The sequence below is a fragment of the Ruegeria sp. N8 genome (assembly GCF_056531325.1).
This window is the reverse complement of record NZ_JBQFLQ010000001.1, coordinates 193,450-219,907: the sequence shown is the minus strand read 5'-3', so window position 1 is coordinate 219,907 and position 26,458 is coordinate 193,450. Positions and strand designations below refer to the sequence as shown.

The 26,458-nt window shown below is 58.7% G+C and carries 24 protein-coding genes and 1 tRNA gene; 15 read left to right on the top strand and 10 right to left on the bottom strand.

What is annotated here, in order from left to right; all coding sequences use genetic code 11:
- Positions 1-20: 20 nt before the first annotated feature.
- Both ACR0C5_RS01150 and ACR0C5_RS01145 read left to right on the top strand, forming a co-directional pair.
- Positions 21-863 (top strand): YihY/virulence factor BrkB family protein, encoded by an 843-nt coding sequence (locus ACR0C5_RS01150; RefSeq protein WP_480873929.1) that lies wholly within the window; start codon positions 21-23, stop codon positions 861-863.
- Between the two features lie 109 nt (positions 864-972).
- A complete protein-coding gene (locus ACR0C5_RS01145; RefSeq protein WP_170769808.1) occupies positions 973-1,161 on the top strand; it encodes a hypothetical protein in 189 nt (62 codons plus the stop codon).
- On the opposite strand, the gene ACR0C5_RS01140 is transcribed toward ACR0C5_RS01145, so the two are convergent.
- Both ACR0C5_RS01140 and ACR0C5_RS01135 read right to left on the bottom strand, forming a co-directional pair.
- Positions 1,158-1,880 carry an RlmE family RNA methyltransferase gene (locus ACR0C5_RS01140; protein ID WP_170769807.1) on the bottom strand — a complete coding sequence of 241 codons (723 nt, stop codon included), beginning with the start codon at positions 1,878-1,880 and terminating at the stop codon, positions 1,158-1,160. The genes ACR0C5_RS01145 and ACR0C5_RS01140 overlap by 4 nt on opposite strands.
- Positions 1,880-2,992, bottom strand: a complete 1,113-nt coding sequence (locus ACR0C5_RS01135) for a Ppx/GppA phosphatase family protein (RefSeq protein ID WP_170769806.1) — start codon at positions 2,990-2,992, stop codon at positions 1,880-1,882. The genes ACR0C5_RS01140 and ACR0C5_RS01135 overlap by 1 nt, the downstream gene beginning before the upstream one ends.
- A gap of 240 nt (positions 2,993-3,232) precedes the next feature.
- Here ACR0C5_RS01135 and ACR0C5_RS01130 point away from each other — a divergent pair, with 240 nt between their 5' ends.
- From ACR0C5_RS01130 to ACR0C5_RS01115, 4 genes are all read left to right on the top strand, one after another.
- Positions 3,233-3,529 carry a virulence factor gene (locus tag ACR0C5_RS01130; RefSeq protein ID WP_480873925.1) on the top strand — a complete coding sequence of 99 codons (297 nt, stop codon included), beginning with the start codon at positions 3,233-3,235 and terminating at the stop codon, positions 3,527-3,529.
- 26 nt (positions 3,530-3,555) lie between these two features.
- A complete protein-coding gene (locus tag ACR0C5_RS01125) occupies positions 3,556-4,482 on the top strand; it encodes a methylenetetrahydrofolate reductase (protein WP_480873922.1) in 927 nt (308 codons plus the stop codon).
- Positions 4,483-4,491: 9 nt separating this feature from the next.
- On the top strand, positions 4,492-5,553 hold the full coding sequence (locus ACR0C5_RS01120; protein ID WP_170769803.1) for a methyltetrahydrofolate cobalamin methyltransferase: 1,062 nt from the start codon (positions 4,492-4,494) through the stop codon (positions 5,551-5,553).
- 127 nt (positions 5,554-5,680) lie between these two features.
- Positions 5,681-5,754: transfer RNA gene (locus ACR0C5_RS01115), tRNA-Gly, on the top strand.
- Positions 5,755-5,770: 16 nt separating this feature from the next.
- Here the strand turns inward: ACR0C5_RS01115 and ACR0C5_RS01110 are convergent.
- Positions 5,771-6,628, bottom strand: a complete 858-nt coding sequence (locus ACR0C5_RS01110; RefSeq protein ID WP_170790855.1) for a class I SAM-dependent methyltransferase — start codon at positions 6,626-6,628, stop codon at positions 5,771-5,773.
- Between the two features lie 24 nt (positions 6,629-6,652).
- The gene (locus ACR0C5_RS01105) at positions 6,653-8,698 is read right to left on the bottom strand and encodes an ASKHA domain-containing protein (protein WP_480873919.1); all 2,046 of its coding nucleotides are present in this window, start codon (positions 8,696-8,698) and stop codon (positions 6,653-6,655) included.
- A 217-nt stretch (positions 8,699-8,915) separates the two neighbouring features.
- Between ACR0C5_RS01105 and guaB the strand changes: the two genes are divergently transcribed.
- The 3 genes from guaB (at position 8,916) to ACR0C5_RS01090 (ending at position 13,992) form a co-directional block, all read left to right on the top strand.
- Positions 8,916-10,364 (top strand): IMP dehydrogenase, encoded by a 1,449-nt coding sequence (gene guaB, locus ACR0C5_RS01100; RefSeq protein WP_170790858.1) that lies wholly within the window; start codon positions 8,916-8,918, stop codon positions 10,362-10,364.
- A 73-nt stretch (positions 10,365-10,437) separates the two neighbouring features.
- The gene (locus tag ACR0C5_RS01095) at positions 10,438-11,595 is read left to right on the top strand and encodes an RsmB/NOP family class I SAM-dependent RNA methyltransferase (protein ID WP_170790860.1); all 1,158 of its coding nucleotides are present in this window, start codon (positions 10,438-10,440) and stop codon (positions 11,593-11,595) included.
- Positions 11,596-11,700: 105 nt separating this feature from the next.
- On the top strand, positions 11,701-13,992 hold the full coding sequence (locus ACR0C5_RS01090) for an ATP-binding protein (protein WP_480873915.1): 2,292 nt from the start codon (positions 11,701-11,703) through the stop codon (positions 13,990-13,992).
- 5 nt (positions 13,993-13,997) lie between these two features.
- Here the strand turns inward: ACR0C5_RS01090 and ACR0C5_RS01085 are convergent, their stop codons facing one another.
- Positions 13,998-14,591 carry a sulfotransferase family 2 domain-containing protein gene (locus ACR0C5_RS01085; RefSeq protein WP_170769797.1) on the bottom strand — a complete coding sequence of 198 codons (594 nt, stop codon included), beginning with the start codon at positions 14,589-14,591 and terminating at the stop codon, positions 13,998-14,000.
- 192 nt (positions 14,592-14,783) lie between these two features.
- Between ACR0C5_RS01085 and recA the strand changes: the two genes are divergently transcribed.
- The 5 genes from recA (at position 14,784) to ACR0C5_RS01060 (ending at position 20,642) form a co-directional block, all read left to right on the top strand.
- Positions 14,784-15,851, top strand: coding sequence for a recombinase RecA (recA, locus tag ACR0C5_RS01080; RefSeq protein ID WP_170354230.1), 1,068 nt, complete (start codon positions 14,784-14,786; stop codon positions 15,849-15,851).
- A 138-nt stretch (positions 15,852-15,989) separates the two neighbouring features.
- Entirely contained in the window at positions 15,990-18,659 is a 2,670-nt protein-coding gene (gene alaS, locus ACR0C5_RS01075; protein ID WP_480873912.1) for an alanine--tRNA ligase, read from the top strand.
- Position 18,660: 1 nt separating this feature from the next.
- Positions 18,661-18,948 carry a DUF1330 domain-containing protein gene (locus ACR0C5_RS01070; RefSeq protein WP_480873910.1) on the top strand — a complete coding sequence of 96 codons (288 nt, stop codon included), beginning with the start codon at positions 18,661-18,663 and terminating at the stop codon, positions 18,946-18,948.
- Between the two features lie 364 nt (positions 18,949-19,312).
- Positions 19,313-19,936, top strand: a complete 624-nt coding sequence (locus ACR0C5_RS01065; protein ID WP_480873908.1) for a transglutaminase-like cysteine peptidase — start codon at positions 19,313-19,315, stop codon at positions 19,934-19,936.
- Between the two features lie 109 nt (positions 19,937-20,045).
- The gene (locus tag ACR0C5_RS01060) at positions 20,046-20,642 is read left to right on the top strand and encodes a hypothetical protein (protein ID WP_480873905.1); all 597 of its coding nucleotides are present in this window, start codon (positions 20,046-20,048) and stop codon (positions 20,640-20,642) included.
- 549 nt (positions 20,643-21,191) lie between these two features.
- On the opposite strand, the gene typA is transcribed toward ACR0C5_RS01060, so the two are convergent.
- From typA to ACR0C5_RS01035, 5 genes are all read right to left on the bottom strand, one after another.
- Positions 21,192-23,009 carry a translational GTPase TypA gene (gene typA, locus ACR0C5_RS01055; RefSeq protein ID WP_170769792.1) on the bottom strand — a complete coding sequence of 606 codons (1,818 nt, stop codon included), beginning with the start codon at positions 23,007-23,009 and terminating at the stop codon, positions 21,192-21,194.
- A gap of 74 nt (positions 23,010-23,083) precedes the next feature.
- Positions 23,084-23,419: a DMT family transporter gene (locus tag ACR0C5_RS01050; RefSeq protein WP_170769849.1), complete on the bottom strand. Its 336-nt coding sequence runs from the start codon at positions 23,417-23,419 to the stop codon at positions 23,084-23,086.
- A gap of 344 nt (positions 23,420-23,763) precedes the next feature.
- On the bottom strand, positions 23,764-24,921 hold the full coding sequence (locus ACR0C5_RS01045; RefSeq protein ID WP_480873902.1) for an HD domain-containing protein: 1,158 nt from the start codon (positions 24,919-24,921) through the stop codon (positions 23,764-23,766).
- Positions 24,918-25,163, bottom strand: coding sequence for a hypothetical protein (locus ACR0C5_RS01040; RefSeq protein WP_170769790.1), 246 nt, complete (start codon positions 25,161-25,163; stop codon positions 24,918-24,920). The genes ACR0C5_RS01045 and ACR0C5_RS01040 overlap by 4 nt, the downstream gene beginning before the upstream one ends.
- Positions 25,163-25,816, bottom strand: a complete 654-nt coding sequence (locus tag ACR0C5_RS01035; protein ID WP_170324952.1) for an alpha/beta hydrolase — start codon at positions 25,814-25,816, stop codon at positions 25,163-25,165. Before ACR0C5_RS01035 ends, ACR0C5_RS01040 begins: the two co-directional genes overlap by 1 nt.
- A gap of 178 nt (positions 25,817-25,994) precedes the next feature.
- Here ACR0C5_RS01035 and iscR point away from each other — a divergent pair, with 178 nt between their 5' ends.
- Positions 25,995-26,453 (top strand): Fe-S cluster assembly transcriptional regulator IscR, encoded by a 459-nt coding sequence (gene iscR / locus ACR0C5_RS01030; protein ID WP_170769789.1) that lies wholly within the window; start codon positions 25,995-25,997, stop codon positions 26,451-26,453.
- The last annotated feature ends 5 nt before the right edge of the window (positions 26,454-26,458 follow it).

Here is a 26,458-nt window from a genome sequence, read left to right as displayed (position 1 = left end):
ATTTGGACATGAGCGCCAATATGATTCCTTCCGCAAACCGACCCCTTCAGGCGCTATGGCTGGCCTTTGGCCGGTTCAGTGCCAAAAACGGAATGGTCATGAGCAGCCATGTTGCCATGTCCCTGATGCTGGCCCTGTTTCCCTTCGTCCTGTTCACAGTCGCCTTGGCGGGGACACTGTCGCAAGACTATGTCACCAATGAGTTGATCGAGCTGATTTTCGGCGCCTGGCCCAAAGATGTCGCCGATCCGATCGTGGCCGAGCTGAGAGCAGTTTTGCAGGCTTCGAACTCCAGCGTAATCACGCTGGGGGGGCTGTTGGCAGTGTTTTTCGCCTCGAACGGGGTGATGGCAGTGCGGGCGGCGATGAATCAGGCTTATCATGATCAAGACAGTTGGCCGTTTTGGAAAACCCGCCTTTACTGTCTTGGGCTGGTGATTGCCGGAGGAGCGACCGTTCTTGCAATTGCCGCGGTCGAGGTTGTCTTGCCAGTATATACAAGGCTTGTATCCGAAAAAACGGATGTGAACGTGTCCAATTGGCTGTCCGTGGATCGGCTGCGCTGGACCTTTACAGTGGCGGTCCCAGCGGGGCTTGTGATGCTGGCCCATCTTCTGCTGCCGACGCGGCGCCACAAGCTGACGCAAATCCTGCCCGGCGTGGCGTTGACGCTTGCGCTCTGGGCGGCGGGCGGGTGGGGCTTCTCGATCTATATCGGGCAGTTCGCCTCGTACAACGCGACCTATGCGGGGCTGGCCGGAGTGATGGCGGCACTGATTTTCCTGTATCTCTGCGCGGCTATGCTGATTTTGGGGGCCGAGTTCAACGGGGCGTTGATGGATCTGGGCGAGGCGGCGGACTAGCTTCACCACATCCCGGCGCTGTGCTGCCTTGTTTGGGTCATTTTCCCGGCAAGTTCTGCGTGTATCGGTACAGACAAGGTCAAAACCCGTCTGTGTTAAAAGGTGCCCAATGTCAGATAAACCGGTTCACACGTCGCAACTGCAACGCCCGCTGTCGCTGGCACAGCGGATCGAAGATTTACGGACCCGCAAGCCGGAATACCTCAACCATGGGGACGCGCTTTTGATGCAAGGGATTGCTACCGCATCGTTGCGCCAGCAGGTTCTGGCGGGTGACTTCCTGTCGATGGAAGATTAAGTCTCGCCGCGAAACCCTGTCGCCACAACGAATTTTTCCGAACTGTCGGACCGCGAGGCAGGCGGTTTCACGTTGGCGACCTTGGTGAATTTCTGCTTAAGCAGCTTTTGCAAATCGCCCTCGGCCCCTCCGGCCAGAACCTTCGCGACAAATGTGCCGCCTTCTTCCAGCACATCAAAGGCGAAGTAAGCGGCGGTTTCACACAGTGCCATGATGCGCAAATGGTCGGTTTGCTTGTGCCCGGATGAGGCAGCGGCCATGTCCGACATCACCACATCAGCCTTGCCGCCCAACCACTCTTTGACCTTCTCGTCGGCATCGTCTTCCATGAAGTCCAGCACATGCGCGGTTGCGCCCGCGACGGGTTCGACCTCCTGCAGATCAACGCCCAGTACGGTGCCGATCCGCTTGCCGCTTTTCTCGCCAAGCGCGTTCACTCTTTTGACAGCCACCTGCAACCAACCTCCGGGCGCGCAGCCCAGATCAACGACGCGTGCACCGGGAACCAGAAAGCGGAATTTATCGTCCAGTTCCAATATTTTGAATGCTGCACGCCCTCGGTACCCCTCGGCCTGTGCGCGTTTAACATAGGGGTCGTTCAATTGCCGTTCCAGCCAGCGGGTCGAGCTGAGTTTACGCCCACGCGCTGTCTTGACCTTAACCTTCAGGTCGCGTTGCCCGCGACCCGAGTTGCTTTTTCCAGTCGGTGTCTTCGCCATCAGAACGGTCCGTCTTCCAATACGCCGTCCGCGCTCATCTGCGCATAAAGCAGTCCTTCGCGCAGCCCCCGGTCCGCCACGGAAAGGCGGTCGGTGGGCCAGCAGCGCAAGAGGGCCTGCAAAATGGCCGAGCCGGACATGATCAGGGCCTGCCGGTCGTCGCCAATGCGCGGGTCCCGGCGTCGACCCTGAGGGCCGAGTTCTAGATACCCTCGTATCACTTTGTCAATCTGATCGCTGGTCATGCGCAAACCGTCCACCTTGGTCCGGTCATAGCGCTTCAACCCCAGATGTGAGGCAGCCACGGTCGTAACCGTCCCGCTGGTGCCAACGATCTGGAACCCTTCGCGGGCCTGTTCGTCCTTGTAAGGCGCAAAATCGGCGAGGTTCTCTTCAAAAAACCAGCTCATCAGAGCAAAGCGGGCTGAATCGTCCTCAACATCGTTGAACTGATCACGCAGCGTTGCCACACCCAGCGGAACGCTGATCCAATCCACCACCTTGGCCGCAGGGAACGGGCTTTCGACCGGGTGAAACCCATGATGCAACCGCATGATCGCGGCTGGCCGGTCACGGCGCGCAATGGATGAGATATCGATCCACACCAATTCGGTCGAGCCGCCGCCGATATCGACCACCAGCAACTGTTCAGTCTTGGTCGACACGAGCGGCGCGCATGAGATCACGGCCAGGCGTGCCTCTTCCTCGGGCTGGATGATCTCAAGCGTCAGGCCGGTTTCGCGCTTTACCTGACGGATGAAATCACGCGCGTTCTTGGCGCGGCGGCAGGCCTCGGTCGCGACAAGGCGCATCCGTTTGACTTTATTGCGTTTCAGCTTCTGCTGGCAGATGCGCAAAGCCTGAATGGTGCGCGCCATCGAGGACCGAGACAGCCGTCCGGTCCGTTCGAGCCCCGCACCCAACTGCACGGATTTCGAGAAACTGTCGACCACATGAAAGCCGCTGCCCTTGGGCTGGGCAATCAACATGCGACAACTATTTGTACCCAGATCCAGCGCCGCATACAGCGCATCGGGATCGGGCCTTGCCGGCGCGGGGCTTTCGACCGCCTTCGGGAACGCGCCCGCACCTTTGGGACGCTTGGGCGCCATCTTCAACGCCCTCCGATTTTCGAGTTACCCCGACCATAGGTCGCGCGTTCTTGTCGCGCAAGACGCTCATTATTGTGATGAGGATTTTGATATGCGCGTTTGATGCCGAATTCGTTACAACCCCGGTATCCCGTCGTAGGCAAAACGTCGTTTGAAATGCGCCTTGTGTCGAAAACCGACCGACCTGCGACCATATAGATGTTTAGAACCGGTCCATCTGGTTAGGAGGAATCATACGCGATGCCTGACGTCACCATCGTTTACTGGCGCGACATCCCTGCTCAAGTCATCGTCGGCAAAGGCCGTCGAGGTGCCAAGCGGCAGTTGGAGGAGCGGTTCGAACAAGCCATCGACCGAGCGGCGATGAAGGTGAATGCCAAGGACAGCGATGCCTATCTGGCCGAATGGCGCAAAGCAGTTCCTTTCGCGGTCGAGGGCGAGCCCTCGGAGATCGCCGAAGCCGAAGCAGCGCGTCTGGAAGCGGAATATGATCAGGACCGTATCAAAGCTCTGATCGCAAATGACGGTTGGGCATGAGCCCGAAATCTATATGGGAGGCCGCTATGGCTTTGCTGAACTTCAAAAAACGTGATGCCGCCGAAAACGGCCCTGTGAACCCGACCGTCGAAGCCTTTTTGCAGGGCTATTCGATCGAGGTGATGCCGCGCACCGCCGAAAAGGTCGAAGATTTCCGCGCGCTGCTGCCTGAAGGCACTCGCGTCTACATCGCCCATATCGAGGGCACGCCCATCGAGGACATGGTCAAGACCGCCAAGCGCATCGCTGCCGAGGGCTATCCGGTGATGCCGCACTTCCCCGCGCGGATCATCAAGGACGCCGGGACGCTGGAAAACTGGATTTCGATGTATCAGGGCGAAGCGGGCGTTGAGCAGGCGCTTCTGCTGGCCGGTGGTGTCGAGAAACCCCATGGCGATTTCCACAGCTCGATGCAGCTGATGGAGACCGGTCTGTTCGACAAGGCAGGCTTCAAGCGTCTGCACGTGGCAGGCCACCCCGAGGGCAATAAGGATATTGACCCGGACGGTTCGACCAAGAACGTGGAAGACGCGCTGCGCTGGAAACAGAAATTCAGCGAAACCACCGACGCTGAAATGGCGTTGGCCACTCAGTTCGCCTTTGACGCCAAACCGATCATCGCTTGGGCCGACAGCCTGAAAGAGGCAGGGATCGATTTGCCGATCCATATCGGTATCGCGGGTCCGGCCAAGCTGCAGACCCTGATCAAATTCGCCATCGCCTGCGGTGTTGGCCCCTCGCTGAAGGTTCTGCAAAAGCGCGCCATGGACGTGTCCAAGCTGCTGCTGCCCTACGAGCCCAACGATGTTCTCACCGAGTTGGCCAACCACAAGGCCGCCAACCCGGACTTCAACATCACCAACGTGCATTTCTTCCCACTTGGCGGTATCAAAACCAACGCCACCTGGGCCATCAACAACGGCGGCGCTTCGGCAAAGCCTGCAAACTCCTAAGGAACGGACATGACCCGTACTGTCGTCGAATCAAAAACAAAAACCGCCGTTCTGGGCTTTGACGAACCGTTCTGCGTGATCGGTGAACGGATCAACCCCACGGGCCGCAAGAAACTGGCTGCGGAACTGGAAGCGGGCGATTTCTCGACTGTTGAGAAAGACGCGCTGGCACAGGTTGCGGCAGGCGCGACCGTTCTGGATATCAACGCGGGTGTTGTCTACAACTCGAACCCCAACCCGAACGAGACCGAGCCGCCGCTGATGACCAAGATCGTCGAGTTGGTGCAGGGTCTGGTCGACGTACCGCTGTGCATCGACAGCTCGGTTCCTGGTGCTCTGGAAGCCGGTCTTGAGGCGGCTGAAGGTCGTCCACTGCTGAACTCGGTCACCGGTGAAGAAGAGCGCCTGGAGCTGGTTCTGCCGCTGGTCAAGAAATACAACGTGCCGGTTGTGGCGATCTCGAATGACGATACCGGGATTTCCGAAGACCCCGATGTACGGTTCGACGTGGCCAAGAAGATCGTGGAACGTGCAGCCGATTTCGGCATTCCGGCGCATGACATCGTGGTTGACCCGCTGGTCATGCCCATCGGCGCGATGGCAACCGCTGGCCAGCAGGTTTTTGCGCTTGTCCGTCGTTTGCGTGAAGAGCTGGGCGTGAATACCACTTGCGGCGCGTCCAATATCTCGTTCGGCCTGCCGAACCGCCACGGCATCAACAACGCCTTCCTGCCGATGGCGATGGGCGCAGGCATGACCTCTGCGATCATGAACCCGGTCGCGCTGCCCGTTGGTCCCAAGAAGCTGGCTGAAAAGAAGGCCGAAGTAGAAGCCAAAGGTATCATTCTGCCTGCGGATATGGATGATGAGACTTTCTGCCAACTGTTCGGTCTGGGCTCGACCCAGCCGCGTGCCGGCAAGGAAATGGAGGCTATCCGCGCCGCTAACCTGCTGACCAACAATGACCCCCATGGCGGGGCATGGATCAAGTTCAACAAATCACCTGAAGAAGCCGCAGCAGCCGGTGCTGCAGGCGGTCGTCGCGGCGGTGGCCGTCGTCGTCGCGCCTGATCCGTCGGCAAGAAAGAACAGAAGGCCGGGCCAACTGCCCGGCCTTTTTTGTTCTGGATTTTCTTGTCCTTTGGTGAAGGTTGCGACTTGTGTTTGGGAAAGCGGCAATGCTATCCCCAACCCCGCGGCGGGTATGATGTAATGGTAGCCTGTCAGCTTCCCAAGCTGAACGCGCGGGTTCGATTCCCGCTACCCGCTCCAGTTTTCCCAGATCAGATCACGCGGCCCGGCGCGCCTGAAACAGGTTGATGATTGCCGGGATTTCGATGCCGTTTTCGGTGTCGAATTGCTCAAGGTTTTTGGCAACGTCGGCTTCAATGGCCGCTACATCCTCGTCGGTTCCATTGAAATGGCCGATCACACGGGCCGCCGGTCCAACTCGCGTACACAGCGCAGCGGTGCCTGGCACACCGTTGAAACCAGGCAAGGACAATGGCACGGGGTCTGCCTTGATGTCGGTCAGTCCAGCGTCGTTCATCATCCCGGCGACATAGTCCAGATCGTGAAAGGCAAGCGGTCCGGGGGCAAATCGGCCATATTTGGGCGGATTGCCCAGCCGCGCCGTGGCAGAGACGTGAGGAATCTTGAACCAAGGATTGCCTGCAAGTGGCCCCCATGCGGCAAAAGTCATCTGTCCACCGGGTTTCAGCGCGCTTGCGATATTGCGGAATGCTGCAACCGAATCCTGAAAGAACATGACCCCGAACCTCGAAATCGCAGCATCGAACTCGCCTTCCAAAAAAGCCTGTGTCTGGGCGTCAGCGTAAAGAAAACTCATATTTGTCAGGTTTTCAGCGCGTGCGCGCTCCTGGGCGCGGTCCAGAAAGGCTTGCGAGATGTCTGCGCTTTGGACATGACCCGAACCGCCGACACGCTTCGCCGCTGCAAGCGAACTGACGCCGGTGCCACATCCGATGTCCAATACCCGCATACCTTCGACAATATTGGCGCGGCTTAGAACAAGGTCCAGCACTGGGGTGAATACGTGATCCAACTGATCCTCGTATGTCAGCCATTTCACGCCCGACGGCGACTTGCCCCAATACTCAGCCTGTTCTTCGTTCGGTGTGTGCATTGGGGCCTCCGTCGTTTGATCCGACTATGACCTGCGGCGGCGGCGACGGCCAGATTTTTCCTCATCCCCGCCGCCGGTGTTGAACGAGGGTGAGGGCAGCGTGACCACCTGCGCCAGCTCCGGGAACGGATCGGTCTTGTGCGGGATCGCGTTGGCGGCAACGAAATGTTCCTGAAACTTTGGCTCGATGGCGGTTTCGACCTTGGTGATCTCACGCACAACGCGCTCGATTTCCTTGCGCGATCCGATGTTGCACAAGGCGATCCGGGCACCGGTGCCAGCCGCGTTGCCCGCGCTGGAAACCTTGTCCAGCGGCGCGTCTGGGATCATGCCCAGAACCATCGCGTGTTTGGTCGAGATATGGGCACCGAACGCCCCGGCCAGAACCACGCGGTCAACGGTGTCGACCTCCATCTCATCCATCAGCAGGCGCGCACCGGCATAGAGTGCCGATTTCGCCAGCTGGATGGCGCGGATGTCACCTTGGGTCACGGTGATACGCGGGCCGCCCTCGGCGCTGGCATCGTGGATCAGATAGGCGTGGGTGCGGCCTTCGGGTACGCAGCGGGCGGTGCCGGTTTGCTCGGCGGACCCGATCAAGCCGCTTTCATCCAGCAGCCCGGCGATGCGCATCTCGGCCACAGCCTCGATAATGCCCGAGCCACAGATGCCAGTGATCCCGGTGGTGGCGATATCCTGATCAAAGCCGTCTTCGTCCGACCACTTGTCCGATCCGATGATGCGGAAGCGGGGTTCCTTGGTTGCAGGGTCAATTTCGATGCGCTCAATCGCGCCGGGGGCGGCGCGCTGGCCGGAACTGATCTGCGCGCCCTCAAACGCGGGGCCGGTGGGCGAGGAACAGGCCAGCACGCGTGTGGTGTTGCCCAACAGGATTTCAGCGTTGGTGCCCACGTCCACGATCAGCACAAGGTCTTCGGACTTGCCGGGTTCCTCGGAGAGCGCAACGGCAGCACAGTCGGCGCCCACATGTCCCGCAATACAGGGTAGGATATAAACCTGCGCGCGCGGGTTCATCTTGGTCAGGTCCATCTCACGTGCGGGCAAGGACATGCTCTCGGATGTGGCGAGCGCGAAGGGGGCCTGCCCCAGCTCGACCGGGTCCAGACCCAGCAGCAGGTGGTGCATGACCGGGTTGCAGACGAAGACCGTCTCCACGATCAGCGCGGCGTCGATCCCGGCCTCCTCGGCAATGGAGATGGTCAGATCGTTGATCGCCTCGCGCACCGCGCGGGTCATTTCCTGATCGCCGCCGGGGTTCATCATGGCGTAGGAGACGCGACTCATCAGGTCTTCGCCAAAGCGGATCTGCGGGTTCATCAGGCCAGACGAGGCCTTGACCTCACCGGTTTCCAGATCGGTCAGGTGGGCGGCGACGGTGGTTGAGCCAAGGTCGATGGCCAGACCGTACAGCCCTTGTTCATGCAGGCCGGGCCAAATTTCGACCACCTTGGCGACCTCATCCTTGTGGCCTTTGTGGACGGCTACCGTGACCTCCCATTTGCCTTTGCGCAGCACCGGTTGCAACTTGGCCATCAGCGACAGATCGGCGGTGACGGCCTCAATGTTCCACTGCTGGCGCAGGGCGCGTTCCAACCGCTCCAGATCGCCGGTGGGCGAGTGCATGTCGGGTTCCTCGACCACCACGAAATACAGCCGCGTCGCCGGGTCCATGGTGATGGCGCGTGCGGCAGCCGCTTTGCGGACGACCTGACGATGGACCTGAGACTCAGGCGGCACGTCGATCACGATATCGCCCTGAACCGTCGCCTGACAGCCCAGACGGCGGCCAGGCTTGAGCCCGCGTTTGTCGTCATAGCGTTGTTCAACCGCATTCCATTCGCTCAGCGCGTCCTCGGATACGGTGACACCGTGCTTGGGAAACTCGCCATAGCTGGGTGTGATCTGACATTTCGAGCAAATCCCACGCCCGCCGCAGACCGAGTCCAGATCGACGCCCAACTGCCGGGCGACGGTCAGAACCGGGGTGCCGACGGGGAAATGCCCGCGTTTGCCCGAGGGGGTAAAGACGACAAGGGGGTCGGTGGTCATATCTGGCCTGCCTTTTGTATTCGCGCGTATGCCGGGGAAGATATGGGTTTGTGCGCAAAGGGAAAGGCCAATCAGCGGCACGTTTGTCGCCGGTTGCGTCGTTTTTTGCCGCGGCAATGTCCCGCAGGAGAAAACTAGTTCAGATCAGGGGCTTTCCCTTGGGTTCAATCCATGTCATAGGGTCGCCGTCAAACGGGGTTTTGCATGGGGTTAGCAGATGCAGATTCGTGAGGCACTCACCTTTGACGACGTACTTCTGGTTCCGGGCGCATCTTCTGTGCTGCCCGCGACGGCGGATACGACCACGCGTGTGACGCGTGAGATTACCATGAACATTCCGCTGCTCAGCTCGGCGATGGACACGGTGACCGAGGCGCGAATGGCGATTGCTATGGCGCAGGCCGGTGGGATCGGTGTGATCCACAAGAACCTGACGACCGAGGAACAGGCCCGCGAAGTGCGCCGGGTCAAGCGGTTCGAATCCGGTATCGTTTATAACCCCGTGACATTGCGCGCTGATCAGACGCTGGCCGACGCGCAGGCGCTAGTCGAGCGGTACAACTTCACCGGCTTCCCTGTGGTCGATCCTGATGGTCGCGTCGTGGGTATTGTGACCAACCGTGACATGCGCTTTGCGACCTCGGACGACACGCCGATCCACGCGATGATGACCACCGACAATCTGGCAATGCTTCAGGAGCCTGCTGATCTGGAAGAAGCCAAAAGTCTGATGAAGGCGCGCCGGATCGAAAAGTTGCTGGTCGTAGATGGCGCAGGCAAGCTGACCGGCCTGCTAACCCTGAAAGACACCGAACAAGCAGTGCTTAACCCCACAGCCTGCAAGGACCGTCTGGGCCGCCTGCGTGTTGCAGCGGCGACTTCGGTCGGGGACGCAGGTTTTGAGCGGTCCGAGCAATTGGTGGATTCCGGCGTCGACATCATCGTTGTGGACACCGCGCATGGCCATTCGCAAGGTGTGTTGGACGCGGTGAAGCGGGTGAAGACCCTGTCGAACGAAGTTCAGATCATCGCGGGAAACGTCGCGACCGGCGACGCGACCAAGGCGCTGATTGATGCGGGTGCGGATGCGATCAAGGTTGGGATCGGGCCGGGCTCGATCTGTACCACGCGGATGGTGGCCGGTGTGGGTGTGCCTCAGCTGACGGCGATCATGGATTGCGCAGGGGCTGCCGGGGACGTGCCGGTGATCGCCGATGGCGGCATCAAGTTCTCGGGTGATTTCGCCAAGGCGATTGCCGCGGGGGCGTCCTGCGCCATGGTCGGTTCGATGATTGCGGGCACAGATGAAAGCCCGGGTGAGGTCATTCTGTATCAGGGCCGTTCGTTCAAATCCTATCGTGGCATGGGCAGCCTGGGCGCAATGGCGCGCGGCTCGGCGGATCGCTATTTCCAGAAGGACGCCGCCAACGACAAGCTGGTGCCCGAAGGGATCGAGGGGCAGGTGCCCTATAAAGGATCTGCCAGCGCGGTGGTGCATCAACTGGTTGGGGGTCTGCGCGCGGCCATGGGATATACCGGCTGTGCCACCGTGGAAGAGATGCGCAGGAACTGCAATTTCGTAAAGATCACGGGTGCAGGGCTGAAAGAAAGCCACGTGCATGACGTACAGATCACGCGCGAAAGCCCGAACTACCGGGTGATGTAAAACCTAAACCATTGCAGCACGGCGCTCGGTTTGGGCGCCGTTTTGCATTCTAGCCACATTATCGGACAGACCCATGATCCCAGCAGCCCGCGTACAGGCCTCGATCGAGATCCTTGATCAGATACTCTCGGGCGTTCCGGTTGAAAAAGCGTTGACGGGCTGGGCGCGGCGCAGCCGGTTTGCGGGCTCCAAGGATCGGGCAGCGATACGGGATCACGTATTTCAGGCGTTGCGGTGCAAGCGATCTTATGCCGCGTTGGGCGGGGCTGAAACCGGGCGTGGCCTGATGATCGGCGCGTTGCGTGCCGTTGGGGCGGATTTGGCTGAAACGTTCACGGGTCAGGGTCATGCGCCAGATGCGCTGACCGATGACGAAGCGGGTCGCGATTTCGCGTCGGATGCCGAGCGCTATGACATCCCCGACTGGTTGTGGCCCATGTTTCAAACGTCTCTGGGCGATGAGGCAGTGGCGGTCGCCCAGGCACTACAAAACCGGGCACCGGTTCACGTGCGGGTCAACCTGTCCAAGTCGGATCGGGCAGGTGCCATTGCCGCTTTGGCGACCGACGGGATTGCGGCGCAAGAACACCCGGCATGTAACACCGCGCTGGAGATTGGGGAGGGCGCGCGCAAGATTGCGCAAAGCCGCGCTTATTCCGAGGGTGTGGTCGAATTGCAGGATGCGGCAAGTCAGGCCGTTGTGGCAGCACTGGATTTGCGACCAGGTTTGCGCGTTCTGGACTATTGCGCTGGCGGCGGGGGGAAATCTCTGGCTTTTGCGGCCTATTCCGGGGTCGAGGTTTTTGCCCATGACGTAAACCCCGAACGGATGCGCGATCTGCCCGCGCGCGCCGAACGGGCCGCTGCGCGGATCAAGATGCTGGCAACCGATGAGGTGGCGTCCCAAGCGCCTTTCGACATTGTACTGGTCGATGCGCCCTGTTCCGGCAGTGGATCATGGCGGCGGGCGCCGGCGGGGAAATGGGCGTTGGATGCGCAACGGCTGACTGAATTGACAGCGCTTCAATCCCGAATTCTGTCAGACACGTCTGTCTTGGTCGATGCGGGCGGTGTGCTGGCTTATGCAACATGCTCGATGCTGAACGAGGAAAACGGTGCCGTAGTAGATAAATTTACGTCCGCCCATCCTGACTGGTCAGAGAGTTTTCGCAAACTGTGGCTGGCGTCCCACGGAACGGATGGGTTCTTTGCAGCACACTTGACGCGATAGGTGGTCGCGAAATAACAACCTTGAGCAGAGTGTCTGAATTTCATTAAACGGACATTAACCTATTTTGGGCTCACTTGCGCGAACGCCCCAAGACCAGAGTTGTTTATGTCAGAAACCACAGATGTTTTTTCCGACCTCGCCCTTCGCAAAACTCCGGCAGTGGCGCGGCTGACGCTGTTGGCTGTTGTTGGAATTCTGGTCGCCATAGCCCCCTTGGCAGGCGTGTTGCCGGGCGGCTGGGGTGGGGGGTTTATCGTTGCGGGAATCTCGCTTTTAGCGGCAGGTGCGCTGGTTGCGGCACGCGGTGGCATCATGGATTGGGCCACGAGGAAATCCGCGGGGGTGATGGCAGCATTTGCGGAACAAGACCTGTTTCCCTGCATCACCGCCAACGCAGATGGCGTCATTCTGACCGCAAACACCGCCGCACGTGAACGGTTTCATGCAACGCCAGGCACGCGAATTGATAAGTGCCTTACGGCCATTTTTGCTAATCCGGCGGCGATTTTACTGCGCCTTCAGGCAATGGCCGAAATCCACGGCAAAGCGCGAGAAGAGGTTGTTTCCGTCGGTTCAACCGTTCCGATATCGGTGTTTGGGGTGAACAATGACTTGTTTTGCTGGCGGTTTCATCTGGAAGCGCCGGGTCAGTGGGAAGACGTTTCGGTCCCGGTAGTGACGCTTGGACGCAACGGAGCAGTGATACGTTCCAACAGGATGGCGAAACATCTTCTGGGTCTAACACCGGAAACAGCTAAACAGCTCTTTTCCAGTGAGCCGCCTGAGGATGGTAAAATCGTCTCGATTGACACCAAGGATGGTTCGGTTTCCGTGGTCACTAAGGAACTGTCCAAATCGGGATCGGTCGTCGACTTGGCTCTGGTCCCAGTGGACACTTCAAACACTCCTCGAACTGAGGCTCCGTTTGCTGACCTTCCGGTTGCCATCATGTGTCTGTCGCCGAACGGAGAAATTCTGGACGCCAACCGGCTGGCCGTGAAACTTGTTGGCGAGATCGTTCCAGGCCAGACAAATGTTGTCCAGATTATGCAGGGGCTCGGCTATCCCATCTTAGATTGGCTGGCCCGCGCAGCGGCCGAAGACAGCCCGCCAAGTTCGGAGTTTCTGCGCTTGCCACGGCAGGACAAAGAGATGTTCGTGCAGGTGACGCTGAGCCGCGTGGTAAATAACGGCGAGGTCTGCCTGATCGCGGTTCTGAACGATGCCACCGAACTCAAGACGCTTGAGGCACAATTCGTACAGGGCCAAAAGATGCAGGCCGTCGGTCAGTTGGCTGGGGGCGTGGCGCATGATTTCAACAACCTGCTGACGGCGATTTCGGGGCATTGCGACCTGTTGCTGCTGAGGCATGATCAGAATGATCCTAACTATGGTGATCTGGTGCAGATTAACCAGAATGCCAACAGGGCGGCAGCTCTGGTCAGTCAGTTGCTGGCCTTTTCGCGCAAGCAGACCTTGCAGCCCGAGGTGTTGGACTTGCGGGACACGATCTCGGACCTGATCCATCTATTGAACCGGCTGGTGGGTGAGAAAATCCGCCTGATCCTCAGCCATGATCCAGTGCTGAAACCGGTGCGCGCCGACAAGCGGCAGTTGGAACAAGTGTTCATGAACCTAGTCGTGAATGCCCGCGACGCCATGTCCGAAGGTGGCGAGGTGCGGATCGAGACTGAAGTGGTGTCGCTGACTGAGCCTCTGCGCCGCGATCGCGCTACAGTGCAACCGGGGGAGTATGTCACCGTCAAGGTGATCGATAGTGGTACGGGTATTCCGGCGGACAAGTTGCAAAAAGTGTTCGAGCCTTTCTACACAACTAAACGTACGGGCGAGGGGACGGGGCTAGGCCTGTCAACGGTCTACGGTATTGTGAAACAGACCGGCGGTTTCATCTTTGTTGACAGCGTTTTGGGCCGGGGAACCGAGTTTACGGTTTATCTGCCGGTCTCAGCCGCATCCGAACGTGTCGAAGAACCCGCCGTGCAGGCACCGCAAACACAAGCTGCTCGTCAGGGTGAAGGCGTAGTTCTGTTGGTCGAGGATGAAGCACCGGTGCGCGCCTTTGCAACCCGCGCGCTGCGCCTAAAGGGCTATACCGTTTTGGAAGCAGCTTCGGCGGAAGAGGCGCTGCATCTGCTGGAAGACGGGGCCCTGAATGTCGATCTCTTCGTCACCGACGTGGTGATGCCGGGCATGGATGGCCCAACCTGGGTGCGTCAGGCGATGAAAGACCGTCCAGATGTCCGCGTCATTTTCATGTCGGGATATACCGAAGGGGCATTTGGCGACTCGGGTCCCGAGCTTGCGCATTCGGCTTTCCTGCCGAAGCCGTTTTCCTTGAACGAACTGACCGAAGCGGTGTTCCAGCAATTGAACTGAAACAGTCAGAGGGCCGCGTCGTGACACGCGAACTCGGCCGCATGTTTGCGCCGGAATTTGCGCTCGGTTTCGCCGCTTAGCGTCAAGTCACGGAGGGGAGAGACATTCTCGCGCGGTAGTGTGATCTCCATATTCAGACGGGATTGTAGGAAGCTCAGGATTTTGTCCTGATGTTCATATTTGAAGACGTGCGTCGCCCCGAATCCGTTGCTGCGGGTGCGGAAGAACTGGCTCTGGCTGCCGACATCCGCATATTCCGGACGCGGGGATTGCATATAGGCCTGAACATAGTCGTCAAAGCTGAGATCATGGGTTGAATGAGGGTGATTCAGCCGCTCGGGACGGCTGCGGAATCGATACCAACTGCCCAGCCAGTCGATCGGTTCGCGGACCACGGCCATGATCTCCATCTCTGTGTCGTGCATTTTTCTGAAAATGTTCTGAAAGAAACGGTCATAGCGCCGGACCGGAGCATGTTTCAGGTCGGGCGGTCCTGTGACAACGATATCCGCCCGGTCCCGCAAAGCGCTGTGGTAAGCGGTGCTGCCGGTTTTGGGGACGGACAGAAATGCAAGACGTTCCTCATAGAAAACAAGCATTTAATCGTCCCTGTCAGAGTTCATTCTTTTTTGCAGATTGGCGTAAACGACTCTTTAACACAATTGCCGAAAGGTAAGTTCTGTAAGTTTTAGTTGAAATGTTCTCTTTTTGGTCTCATAAGGAACAAGAGGCGAACAAAGCAGTGATTGCCGCCCGTTCAAGGGTGTGACACAAGAGAAGGCGACAGGACAATGGCGGATCTTCTGACGATGAGCGACAAGAAAAACGCAGACAAGCAAAAGGCGCTCGACAGCGCGCTGGCCCAGATTGAACGGCAGTTCGGCAAGGGCTCGATCATGAAGCTGGGCGAGGATTCCAAACAGGATATCGAGGCCAGCTCGACCGGATCGCTGGGTCTGGATATCGCGCTGGGGATTGGCGGGCTGCCGATGGGCCGAATTGTTGAGATTTACGGGCCAGAAAGTTCGGGCAAGACCACGCTGACGCTGCATTGTATTGCAGAACAGCAAAAGCGCGGCGGTGTCTGTGCGTTCGTTGACGCGGAACACGCGTTGGACCCGCAATATGCTCGTAAGCTGGGTGTCGATCTGGATGAGTTGCTGATCTCGCAGCCCGACACGGGCGAGCAGGCGCTTGAGATCACTGATACTCTGGTGCGCTCGGGTGCGGTGAATATGGTTGTGGTCGACTCGGTCGCGGCGCTGACGCCGAAATCTGAGCTGGAGGGCGACATGGGCGACAGCAATGTCGGCGTGCAGGCCCGTCTGATGAGCCAGGCGATGCGCAAGCTGACCGGCTCGATCAGCCGTTCGAATTGTATGGTGATCTTCATTAACCAGATTCGGATGAAAATCGGCGTCATGTTTGGCAGCCCGGAGACGACCACTGGGGGCAACGCGCTGAAATTCTACAGCTCGGTGCGTTTGGACATTCGGCGTATCGGCGCGATTAAGGACCGCGATGAGGTTGTCGGCAACCAGACCCGCGTCAAAGTTGTAAAAAACAAGGTGGCCCCGCCGTTCAAGCAGGTGGAATTCGACATCATGTATGGCGAAGGCATCAGCAAGATGGGCGAGCTGCTGGATCTGGGCGTTAAGGCCGGTGTGGTTGAGAAGTCGGGCTCTTGGTTCAGCTACGGGGACGAGCGGATCGGGCAGGGGCGAGAGAATGCCAAACAATATCTGCGCGATAACAGTCGCTCGGCGTTGGAGATTGAGGACAAGATCCGCGCCGCGCATGGGTTGGACTTCGACATGCCGCCCGGTGCCACTGAGGATGACGATATTCTCGAAGCCTGACGGCATCCCGGAATTGTGAACGCGGGGCGGTCCAATGGGGCCGCCTTGTTTCGTTTGCGTGGCCTCCCCTGTGGACTATCCGCAGGGACAGCGATAAACCCGTTTTCGAACAAGATGATTGCGCGCTGAGAGAGCCTTATGCCCACGCTGAACGATATCCGATCGACCTTTCTGAACTATTTCGCCAAACAGGGGCATGAGGTTGTGGCTTCAAGCCCGCTCGTGCCGCGCAATGACCCGACCCTGATGTTCGTGAACTCGGGCATGGTGCAGTTCAAGAACCTGTTCACCGGGCTTGAGACGCGCGACTACAGCCGGGCGACCACTGCGCAGAAATGTGTGCGCGCAGGTGGAAAACACAACGATCTGGACAATGTGGGCTACACCGCGCGCCACCACACATTCTTTGAGATGCTGGGGAATTTCTCGTTCGGGGACTATTTCAAGCATGATGCGATCCCCTTCGCGTGGGAGCTGATCACCAAGGAATTCGGCATCGACAAGAACCGCCTGCTGACCACGGTCTATCACACCGACGATGAGGCATTCGAGATCTGGAAAAAGGTCGGCGTGCCCGAAGACCGGATCATCCGCATCGCCACCAATGACAATTTCTGGCAGATGGGCCCGACCGGTCCCTGTGGTCCATGCACCGAGATTTTCTATGACCATGGCGACCACATCTGGGGCGGCCCTCCGGGTTCGGCCGAGGAAGACGGCGACCGCTTCATCGAAATCTGGAACATCGTGTTCATGCAGAATGAGCAGTTTGAGGACGGCTCGATGGTGGAACTGGACATGCAGTCCATCGACACTGGCATGGGGCTGGAGCGGATCGGCGCTCTGCTACAGGGCAGTCATGACAACTATGACACGGACCTGTTCAAAACGCTGATCGAAGCGTCTGCCGATGCCACCGGTGTGGATCCTTATGGCGATCAGAACGTGCATCACCGCGTGATTGCGGATCACCTGCGGTCGACCTCGTTCCTGATTGCCGATGGCGTGATGCCCAGCAATGACGGCCGCGGTTACGTTCTACGCCGGATCATGCGCCGTGCAATGCGCCATGCGCATTTGCTGGGTGCAAGGGACCCGGTGATGCATCGCCTTGTGCCCTCGCTGGTGCAGTTGATGGGCGCGCAATATACAGAACTGGGGCAGGCGCAGGCGCTGATCGAAGAAACGCTGCTGCTGGAGGAAACCCGGTTCAAGCAGACCCTCGATCGCGGTCTGAAACTGCTGGATGATGAGGTCGCGGGACTGCCCGAAGGTGAGGCTCTGCCCGGTGATGCGGCGTTCAAACTGTACGACACATATGGCTTCCCGCTGGACTTGACGCAGGATGCGCTGCGTGAAAAGGGCCGGACCGTGGATACCGACGGGTTCGATGCAGCCATGGCCGAACAAAAGGCCAAGGCGCGCGCTGCCTGGGCGGGCTCGGGCGAGGCGGCGGATCAGGCCGTTTGGTTTGACGTGCTGGATAGCGCCGGGGCCACGGATTTCCTTGGCTATGATACCGAAAAAGCCGAAGGGCAGGTGGCTGCTCTGGTCGTGGATGGCGCGCTGGTCGACACCATCGAGCAGGGTGGCACCGGTTGGGTTATCGTGAACCAGACCCCGTTCTATGGTGAGGCCGGTGGTCAGGTCGGGGATACCGGTGAAATCCGGCGGCTCGAGAATATGCAGGACGTGGCCAAGGTCGAAGACACGCGCAAATTTGCCGAAGGTAAGGTCTATGCGCATAAGGTGACCGTCAGCCAGGGCACGCTATCCAAAGGCGACGGGGTCGAGCTTGAGGTCGATCACACCCGCCGCAGCGCGATCCGGGCCAACCACTCGGCCACGCACCTGCTGCACGAGGCGTTGCGCGAAACGCTGGGCGATCATGTAGCCCAGCGGGGATCTTTGAACGCAGCGGATCGTTTGCGGTTCGATTTCAGTCATTCTAAGGCGCTTGCTCTTGACGAAATCCAGAAAGTCGAGCGGGAGGTGAATGATTTCATCCGACAGAACTCGGCCGTTGAAACACGGATCATGACACCGGAGGATGCGCGCGCATTGGGCGCACAGGCGCTGTTTGGCGAGAAATATGGTGACGAAGTGCGCGTCGTGTCGATGGGCAAAGCGGCAACTGGCAAAGGTCAGGACGGTGAAACCTGGTCCATCGAGCTGTGCGGCGGTACGCATGTGCGTCAGACCGGAGATATTGGCACTTTCGTTGTGCTGGGCGACAGTGCCAGCAGTGCCGGTGTGCGTCGGATCGAGGCCCTGACTGGGGATGCCGCCTTCCGCTATCTGTCGGCGCAGGATCACCGTCTGGCTCAAGTTGCACTGGAGTTGAAAGCGCAGCCCGATGATGTGGTTGGCCGCGTGAAATCCCTGCTGGACGAGCGCAAGGCATTGCAGAACGAGGTGGCGCAATTGCGCCGTGACCTGGCGATGGCAGGCGGTTCAGGCCAAGGCGGTGCCGAGGCCAAGGATGTTAACGGTGTGCCGTTCCTGGCACAGGCCCTGACAGGCGTGTCTGGCAAAGACCTTCCTGCTTTGATCGACGAACACAAAAGCCGTTTGGGCACGGGCGCTGTTCTGCTGATCGCAGATGCGGGTGGCAAGGCGGCTGTTGCCGCTGGTGTGACCGCGGACCTGACCGACAAGGTCTCGGCTGTCGACTTGGTGCGCGCTGCGGTAGTTGAGCTGGGCGGCAAAGGTGGCGGTGGTCGCCCTGATATGGCCCAGGGTGGCGGCAAGGACGCTACGAATTCCGAGGCTGCGATCAGAGCGGCCGAAAACGTTTTGGGAGGATAGTATGGCGGCTCTTTGGATTGCACATGTGACGGTGACGGACACAGACGCATATGGGAAATATGCAGAATTGGCCGGACCGGCGATTGCCAAGCATGGTGGAACATTCATCGCGCGCGCGGCACGCTTTGTACAACTTGAAGGCAAAGAACGCCCGCGCAATGTGGTCGCGCGCTTTCCATCGCTTGAGGCCGCGGTCGAGTGTTACAACTCGGATGAATATCAGGCTGCGCTGGACTTCGCACGTGATGCAAGCGAGCGAGAATTGGTGGTTGTTGAGATCACCGAATAGAATCGCACCTGCTGTCGTGTACCTGTGAAGGGTGACAGCACTTTGATGCGCGGATTTTGGCCCAGTCGGACAAGTTTTGCTATGTATCGATTGGGTCATTAATTTGATTTCAGAGAATCTTTTATTTTCAAATAGTTGATTTGTTATCCGTTGAGGCGGAACAAAGCGCGCGCCCCACAATTGTGACAGCAGCACCGCAATTCTTGCCTGAAATGGTCATATTGAGTGACGAATTTCCGCCTCTTTTCCCCGTCAATTTTCCCTTAGATTGCGTCGACGTGCCCGTTTACCGATAGTTTCCGAAATGGGGATACGGTCCGGTTTGTCGGCAATCGCTTGGATGAACCAGGATCGAGGGACAGGCATGAAATCGTTTGGCAGTGAACTCGGAACCGTTGTTGGGCGCCTTGTACCTGCGACGGCTCGGGCTGTTGGCCTAGCTGCATTGGCATCCGGGGCACTTTTTGCAACCGCCCCGGCCGAAGCCCGAGAAAACAGCTTTATCCAGACCGCTGTTTCGTCTCCCCCACCTTCAGGTGCGCGACAATTGTGCCGACAATATACTTGGGCCTGTTCCAGCAAGCGCTCGGTCGTGCTGACCAGTCAGCAAGAGATGCAGATTGTGAACCGTGTGAACCGCCGCGTAAATGCGACGACGCGTGAAGTGACCGACCAATCGCAGTACCGCACGCGCGAACGCTGGGCGTTGCCGACTTCGCTTGGCGGTGATTGTGAGGATTTTGCCCTGCTGAAGAAACGTGATCTGATCCGAGCAGGTATTGATCCCAGCAAGCTTTTGATCGCCACAGTGCTCGATAGACAGAGAAACGCGCATGCCGTTCTGGTCTATCGGTCCGCATCAGGAGATTTGGTTTTGGACAATCTAACCAACCGGATCAAACGCTGGTCGGATACCCGCTATTTCTTCTTGCGGATGCAAGACCCCCGGAAACCCAGCAGTTGGGTGGGCGTTTACGGACGTTCTTAGCGTGACCCTACATTAGAGCTCAGGAAAAAAAGAGGCGACCGGTTGGTCGCCTCTCTGTCTTTGTTAGAATGGGCTGCGATCAGCTTTCGTCGTCGTTGGCATTGTCGCCTTGACCGGGGCTCGCACCTTCAGAGCCGTTGCCGCCTCCGTTGTTGCCCTGGTTTCCGTTGCTGCCACCGTTCCCGTTTCCGTTTCCGTTCCCGTTTCCGTTGCTGCCGCCGTTCCCGTTTCCGTTCCCGTTTCCGTCATCGCCATCGTCACCGTTGTCGCCGCCGTTTCCGTCTCCGTCGCCGCCATCGTCACCGTTGTCGCCGCCGTTTCCGTCGCCGTCGCCGCCATCGTCACCGTTGTCGCCGCCGTTTCCGTCTCCGTCGCCGCCATCGTCACCGTTGTCGCCGCCGTTTCCGTCCCCGTCGCCGCCATTGTCACTGTTGTCGCCGCCATTTCCGTCGCCGTCGCCGCCATTATCACCGTTGTCGCCGCCGTCGTCGTTGTCACCGCCACCGCCGTTGTCGCCGCCGTCATCGTTGTCACCGCCGCCGTTGTCACCGCCGCCGCCGTTGTCGCCGCCGTCGTCGTTGTCACCACCACCGTTGTTGTCACCGCCGTCGTCGTTGTCACCGCCGCCGCCGTTGTCACCGCCGCCGCCGTTGCCGTTGTCGCCATCATCATTCGCGTCACCGTCACCGGTGCGCTGTGTATTTGAAGCGATCGTCGCCGTAGGGATATCCGTCAGAACCGCCGCAAAAGCCGGGCAGAACTCTGATGTACGCGCCAAGATGTCCTCGAAATCTGCGCGTCTCTGAATATAACGCAGCATCCGTGCGTCAACCACAGAGCAACCGCACAGAGTTTCAGTTGAAACCGACTGACGTGCGGTTTTGACCGTGCATTTGTCGGCGGCTAATGCCGGAGCGGGTGCTACAAACGGAATTGCGGCCGAAACAAAAACAATTGACAGTAAACGAGATTTTACGCGCATGGCGTTACTCCTTAGTACTCATTAAGCCGTATTTGCACGAACACTCGTGCCATACTTTAAACATAATTACAGCCATCCCTCGCCACATTTTCAAGAAGTGCGGGAAAAAGAAAAGCCCTCAATTTCGGGGCAAAAATGGAAAATGCATTAAAAACAACAATAAAGCCCGCCAGTAAGGCGGGCCTATATGTTGTGTGTTTTTCCGTGGTGGACGCAAATATGTCACGATTGTGGAATTGTTTCCACACTGTGAACTGTTTTACAGTCTTTTCCTTACGCAGACTTTGCCATGCGTTTGCGCTCGTGCGGATCCAGGAATCGTTTGCGCAAGCGGACCGCGTTGGGCGTGACCTCGACCAATTCGTCATCGTCGATATAAGCGATAGCTTCCTCCAACGAGAACTGGACATGAGGCGTCAGGCGCACCGCATCGTCCGAGCCGCTGGCACGAACGTTGGTCAGCTTTTTGCCCTTCAGCGGGTTCACTTCCAGATCGTTGTCGCGCGAATGCTCGCCGATTACCATACCCTGATAGACATCTGTTTGTGGCGCCACGAACATGCGGCCACGCTCTTCAAGGTTCCACAGGGCGTAGGCGACCGCCTGACCTTTCTCCATCGAGATCAAAACGCCCGCGCGACGTCCGGGGATCGGTCCCTTATGCGCGGCCCAGCCGTGGAACACGCGGTTCAAAACACCGGTTCCGCGGGTGTCGGTCAGGAATTCACCGTGATAGCCGATCAGACCGCGCGAGGGGACATGCGCGATGATGCGGGTCTTGCCGGCACCGGCTGGGCGCATCTCGACCAGCTCGCCCTTGCGCGCACCTGTGATTTTTTCGATCACAGCGCCCGAGAATTCGTCATCCACGTCGATGGTGACTTCTTCGATGGGCTCCAGCCGCTGGCCGTCTTCTTCGCGGAACAGGACCTGCGGACGTGAGATGCTGAGTTCAAATCCTTCGCGGCGCATGTTTTCGATCAGAACGCCCATCTGCAATTCGCCACGGCCTGCGACCTCGAACGCCTCGCCACCGGGGGTGTCGCTGATGCGGATGGCGACATTCGATTCGGCCTCTTTCATCAGGCGGTCACGGATCACGCGGGACTGGACCTTTTTGCCGTCACGACCGGCCAGAGGCGAGTCGTTGATGCCAAAGGTCACTGTGATGGTCGGCGGGTCGATGGGCTGAGCGGGCAGGGCCTCGTCCACCTGCGGGGAAACCAGCGAATCTGCCACGGTTGCCTTGCTCATGCCTGCGATGGTGACGATGTCACCGGCTTCGGCCACGTCGATGGGCTGTTGCGCCAGGCCACGGAAGGCAAGAATTTTCGAGGCGCGGAAGTTTTCGATCAGGGTCCCGTCGCGCGACAGGGCCTTGAGGCTGTCACCCGCTTTCAGAGTCCCGCTTTCCACACGGCCGGTCAGAATGCGGCCGATGAACGGATCGCTGCCCAGCGTGGTGGCCAGCATGCGGAAGGGTTCGTTTTTTTTGTCGGCCTGTTTCGGCGCAGGCACGTGATCCACGATCAGATCAAACAGAGCGGTCAGGTCCTTGCGGGGGCCATCCAGCTCCATATCCGCCCAGCCCGAGCGGCCCGAGGCGTACATGGCCGGGAAGTCCAGTTGATCATCATCGGCGCCCAGATTGGCGAACAGGTCGAAACATTCATCCAACGCGCGGTCGGGTTCAGCGTCGGGCTTGTCGACCTTATTCAGCACAACGATCGGACGCAGGCCCAGTGCCAGCGCTTTGGAGGTCACGAATTTGGTTTGGGGCATCGGACCTTCAGCGGCATCGACCAGCAGAACTACGCCGTCGACCATCGAGAGGATGCGCTCTACCTCGCCGCCGAAGTCGGCGTGGCCAGGGGTGTCTACGATGTTGATGCGGGTGCCTTTCCACTCGACCGAAGTCGCTTTGGCAAGGATGGTGATACCGCGCTCGCGTTCCAGATCGTTGCTGTCCATGGCGCGTTCCGCCACGGCCTGATTTTCCCGGAACGCGCCGGATTGTTTGAGCAGCTCATCTACCAGGGTCGTCTTGCCGTGGTCCACGTGAGCGATGATTGCGATATTGCGCAGGTCCATGAGGTCAGCCTTAAAACGGGAAGTTGCCGCGCGCATAGCGCGGTTTGAGCAAATAGGCCAGCCCTAACCGGCGGTCAGTGCCCTGCAGTCTTGGAAAACAGGTGAATGACGAGGATTCCGGTCAGGATCATGCTCAGTCCAAGCACGGCGGGCCAATCCAGGCGCTGGCCAAATACTACGAAGCCGATGATCGCGATCAGAGCAATGCCCATACCGGACCAGATTGCATAGACGATCCCGACGGGCATGTAGCGAAGAGTCAGCGCCATCAGATAAAACGCAATGCCGTATCCGACCACCACGAGAACCGAGGGCCAGAACCGTGTGAACTGCTGACTGGCTTGCAAAGCGGTGGTGCCGATGGTCTCGGCGATCACGGCGAACAACAGGATGAAATAGGCTTTGGGCATCGGGGTCTCGATCTGAGTGTGGCGGCTTGGATTGACCATGAAACTATCGGCGCAGGCAAGGCCTTTCTTGCGCAAAGTAGAGCGTTTGAAGATCGTGCGGATTTACTTCAATTGGTCAGGATTACCGGACTGTTTTTGGAAAAGAAAAATGGTATCAAAGCGATAGTTTTTCGAGTTTAGAGTTTTTTAAAAATGACGATTTTTGCGAAATCCGTGGTCGCTCTTTCCGCCTTGATTGTTCTTTTCGGCTGGTTGGTCAGCGCGGGGTAATCTCGTGACAAAGCAGATCAGGAAACCATACGTGAAGTGGGCGTTCAGGTCTGATTTCATACTGGGGCAAGAGGTCACGCGGGGTGGCGACTGGCGAAATGGGCCTCAAGCTGCGGCCGCAGCCATGACCAAAGCTGCGGTGCGCCTCGGTTGATCGGAACGCCGACGCGGCTGTCGATCTGTGCAAGGGTCACATTATACTCCACCCATGAACCGCCACCGGTGACGAGGTTGCCTATTGGGGTTTGGAACCTGTCAATTGCCTTGGCGAATTGGGCGTCGGGGGTTTCGGCCGTTTCGAATTCCAACCAGATTGTATGAAACGCGTCGCGCTGGTCGGTGGGCAGAAGCCCAAACAGGCGGTCCGCGGCAGCACGCTCTTCGGCATCCTGAGCGGCTTTGTCTACTTGGCCGTGGATAGGGTGGTCGCCCGCGTCAATTTCCACAATGTCATGCAGCAACAACATCCGAAGCACGCGTGAGATCGAAACCTCAGAACCGCCATATTCCGCCAAAACCCACGCAAACAGCATGATATGCCAGGAATGTTCAGCCGAGTTTTCAAAACGGTCGTTCGACAACAATCGCGAGGCCCGCAGAACCGCTTTCAACTGATCGGCTTCCACCAAAAAGGGGAGGCGGGTTGAAAACGCGGTTTCGACTGGGGCTTCATTGCGCAAGATCGCATGGGCGTGGGCGAATGCTGCTGGCAGCGCCGACTCAAGATAGGCTGCGCGCCCTGCGTTCAGGTTATCTCTGGCAATCTCGATGTGGTCGGGGTTGGGGTTGGGCGCGCACAGGACCTGGAACAAAGGCTGGCACCGGTCCAATCGCTTGGCGAATTGCGCGTCAGGCGTCGCGTCTGCTTCGAACTCTTGCCAGAGGGACAGAAATGCTTGCGCCTGATCCGACGGCAACAGGCCAAAAAGCTCAAGCGCCGCTGCGTGTTCGGCTTTCTCCACCGCGTCCCAGTCTGTTTGCAGGTGGATGGGATGATCGCCGACCACGATCTCGACCAGATCATGCAGCAACAACATCTGGATCACGCGGTCGATCTGCACCTCTGCCTCGGCCAGTGGGGACATGACCAGCGCCCACAAGGCCAGATGCCAGCTGTGTTCGGCGGCGTTTTCGGCCCTGGACTGGTCCAGTAGCGTGTTGGCGCGGTTGACGGATTTCAGCTTGTCCGCCTGTTTCAGAAACGAGATCTGAGCGGACAGCCGTTCTGTCATTGCTTTTCGATTGCTTTCACCTGACTGCGATGTTCCGCCAGTCTTTGCACCACAAATTTGCGCGCTTTGCGTTCGGCCAACCGAACGCGAATTTCCGTCAGAAACGCCTCTTCCAATGTCTGGGACGAGGCGCCCAGCATCTCGCCAACTTCGACAAAGAACCGGTCGTCGCCAGTTTCGTCCATCACTTTCATTGTGTCTTCGGCCAGCTTGGACGCCAGTGAAGTGATCGTGTCGGACATCAGCGCGTATTCTCGGTCAGGCGGCGTTTCACATAGTCGCTGACATCGGTGATCAGCGTGTCCATATGGCGGTCCTGGAAGAAGTGATCGGCGCCTTCCACCTCGTTATGAGTGATGGTGATGCCCTTTTGCTCGTGCAGCTTATTGACCAGCGATGTGGTATCCGCCGGAGGGGCCACGCGGTCTGCCGATCCGTTGATGATCAGCCCCGAGGACGGGCAAGGGGCCAGGAACGAAAAGTCGTACATATTGGCAGGCGGCGAGACGCTGATAAAGCCGGTGATTTCGGGGCGGCGCATCAGCAACTGCATCCCGATCCATGCGCCAAAGGAAAACCCTGCGACCCAGCAATGTTTCGAGTTGTTGTTCATCGACTGCAAATAGTCCAGCGCCGAGGCCGCATCGCTTAGCTCGCCCACGCCCTGATCGTATTCGCCCTGGCTGCGGCCCACGCCACGGAAGTTGAACCGCAGAACGGTGAACCCCATGTTATAGAACGCGTAGTGCAGGTTATAGACCACCTTGTTGTTCATGGTCCCGCCGAATTGAGGATGCGGGTGCAGCACGATGGCGATCGGTGCGTCTTTTTCCTTTTGCGGGTGGTAGCGGCCTTCCAAGCGGCCTTCTGGTCCGGGAAAAATCACCTCGGGCATGTGTGCGTCGGTCCTGTCTTTTTCTTCTGGGTGCCCAGAAATACTTGACGGTTATCGTCGGGCACCTTAGAACGGTTCTAATTGTGATACTAGGCGCCGAAGCGCCGCCTGTCGGAGATACGCACTGGCAGCGGCGACGTCAATGATTTCGCGCGTAAACTGCCATGAGGGAATGCAAATGAAGCTGTCGACCAAGGGTCGTTATGCGATGGTGGCGCTGGCCGATATCGCCCTTCAGCCCTCGGACGGGCTGGTGACGCTTGGCGAAATTTCGGCGCGTCAGGATATTTCACTTCCGTATCTTGAGCAGCTCTTCGTCAAACTGCGCCGGGCCGATTTGGTATCGTCGGTGCGTGGACCAGGTGGCGGCTATCGTCTGGCCCGCCCCGCATCCGAGATCCGCGTGGTTGAGATTCTGGCCGCAGTCGATGAAACCGTCGACGCGTTGCAAAAAGGCGCAGGTGCGACCGGGGCGCTGTCTGGCAGCCGGGCGCAATCTCTAACCAATCGACTGTGGGAAGGGCTGAGCGCCCATGTCTACGTTTTCCTGCATCAGACGCGCCTATCGGATGTAATTCAGAACGATCTTGCGCCTTGTCCGGCGGTGCCCAGCCTGTTTGCCGTTGTGGACGAATAAGATGA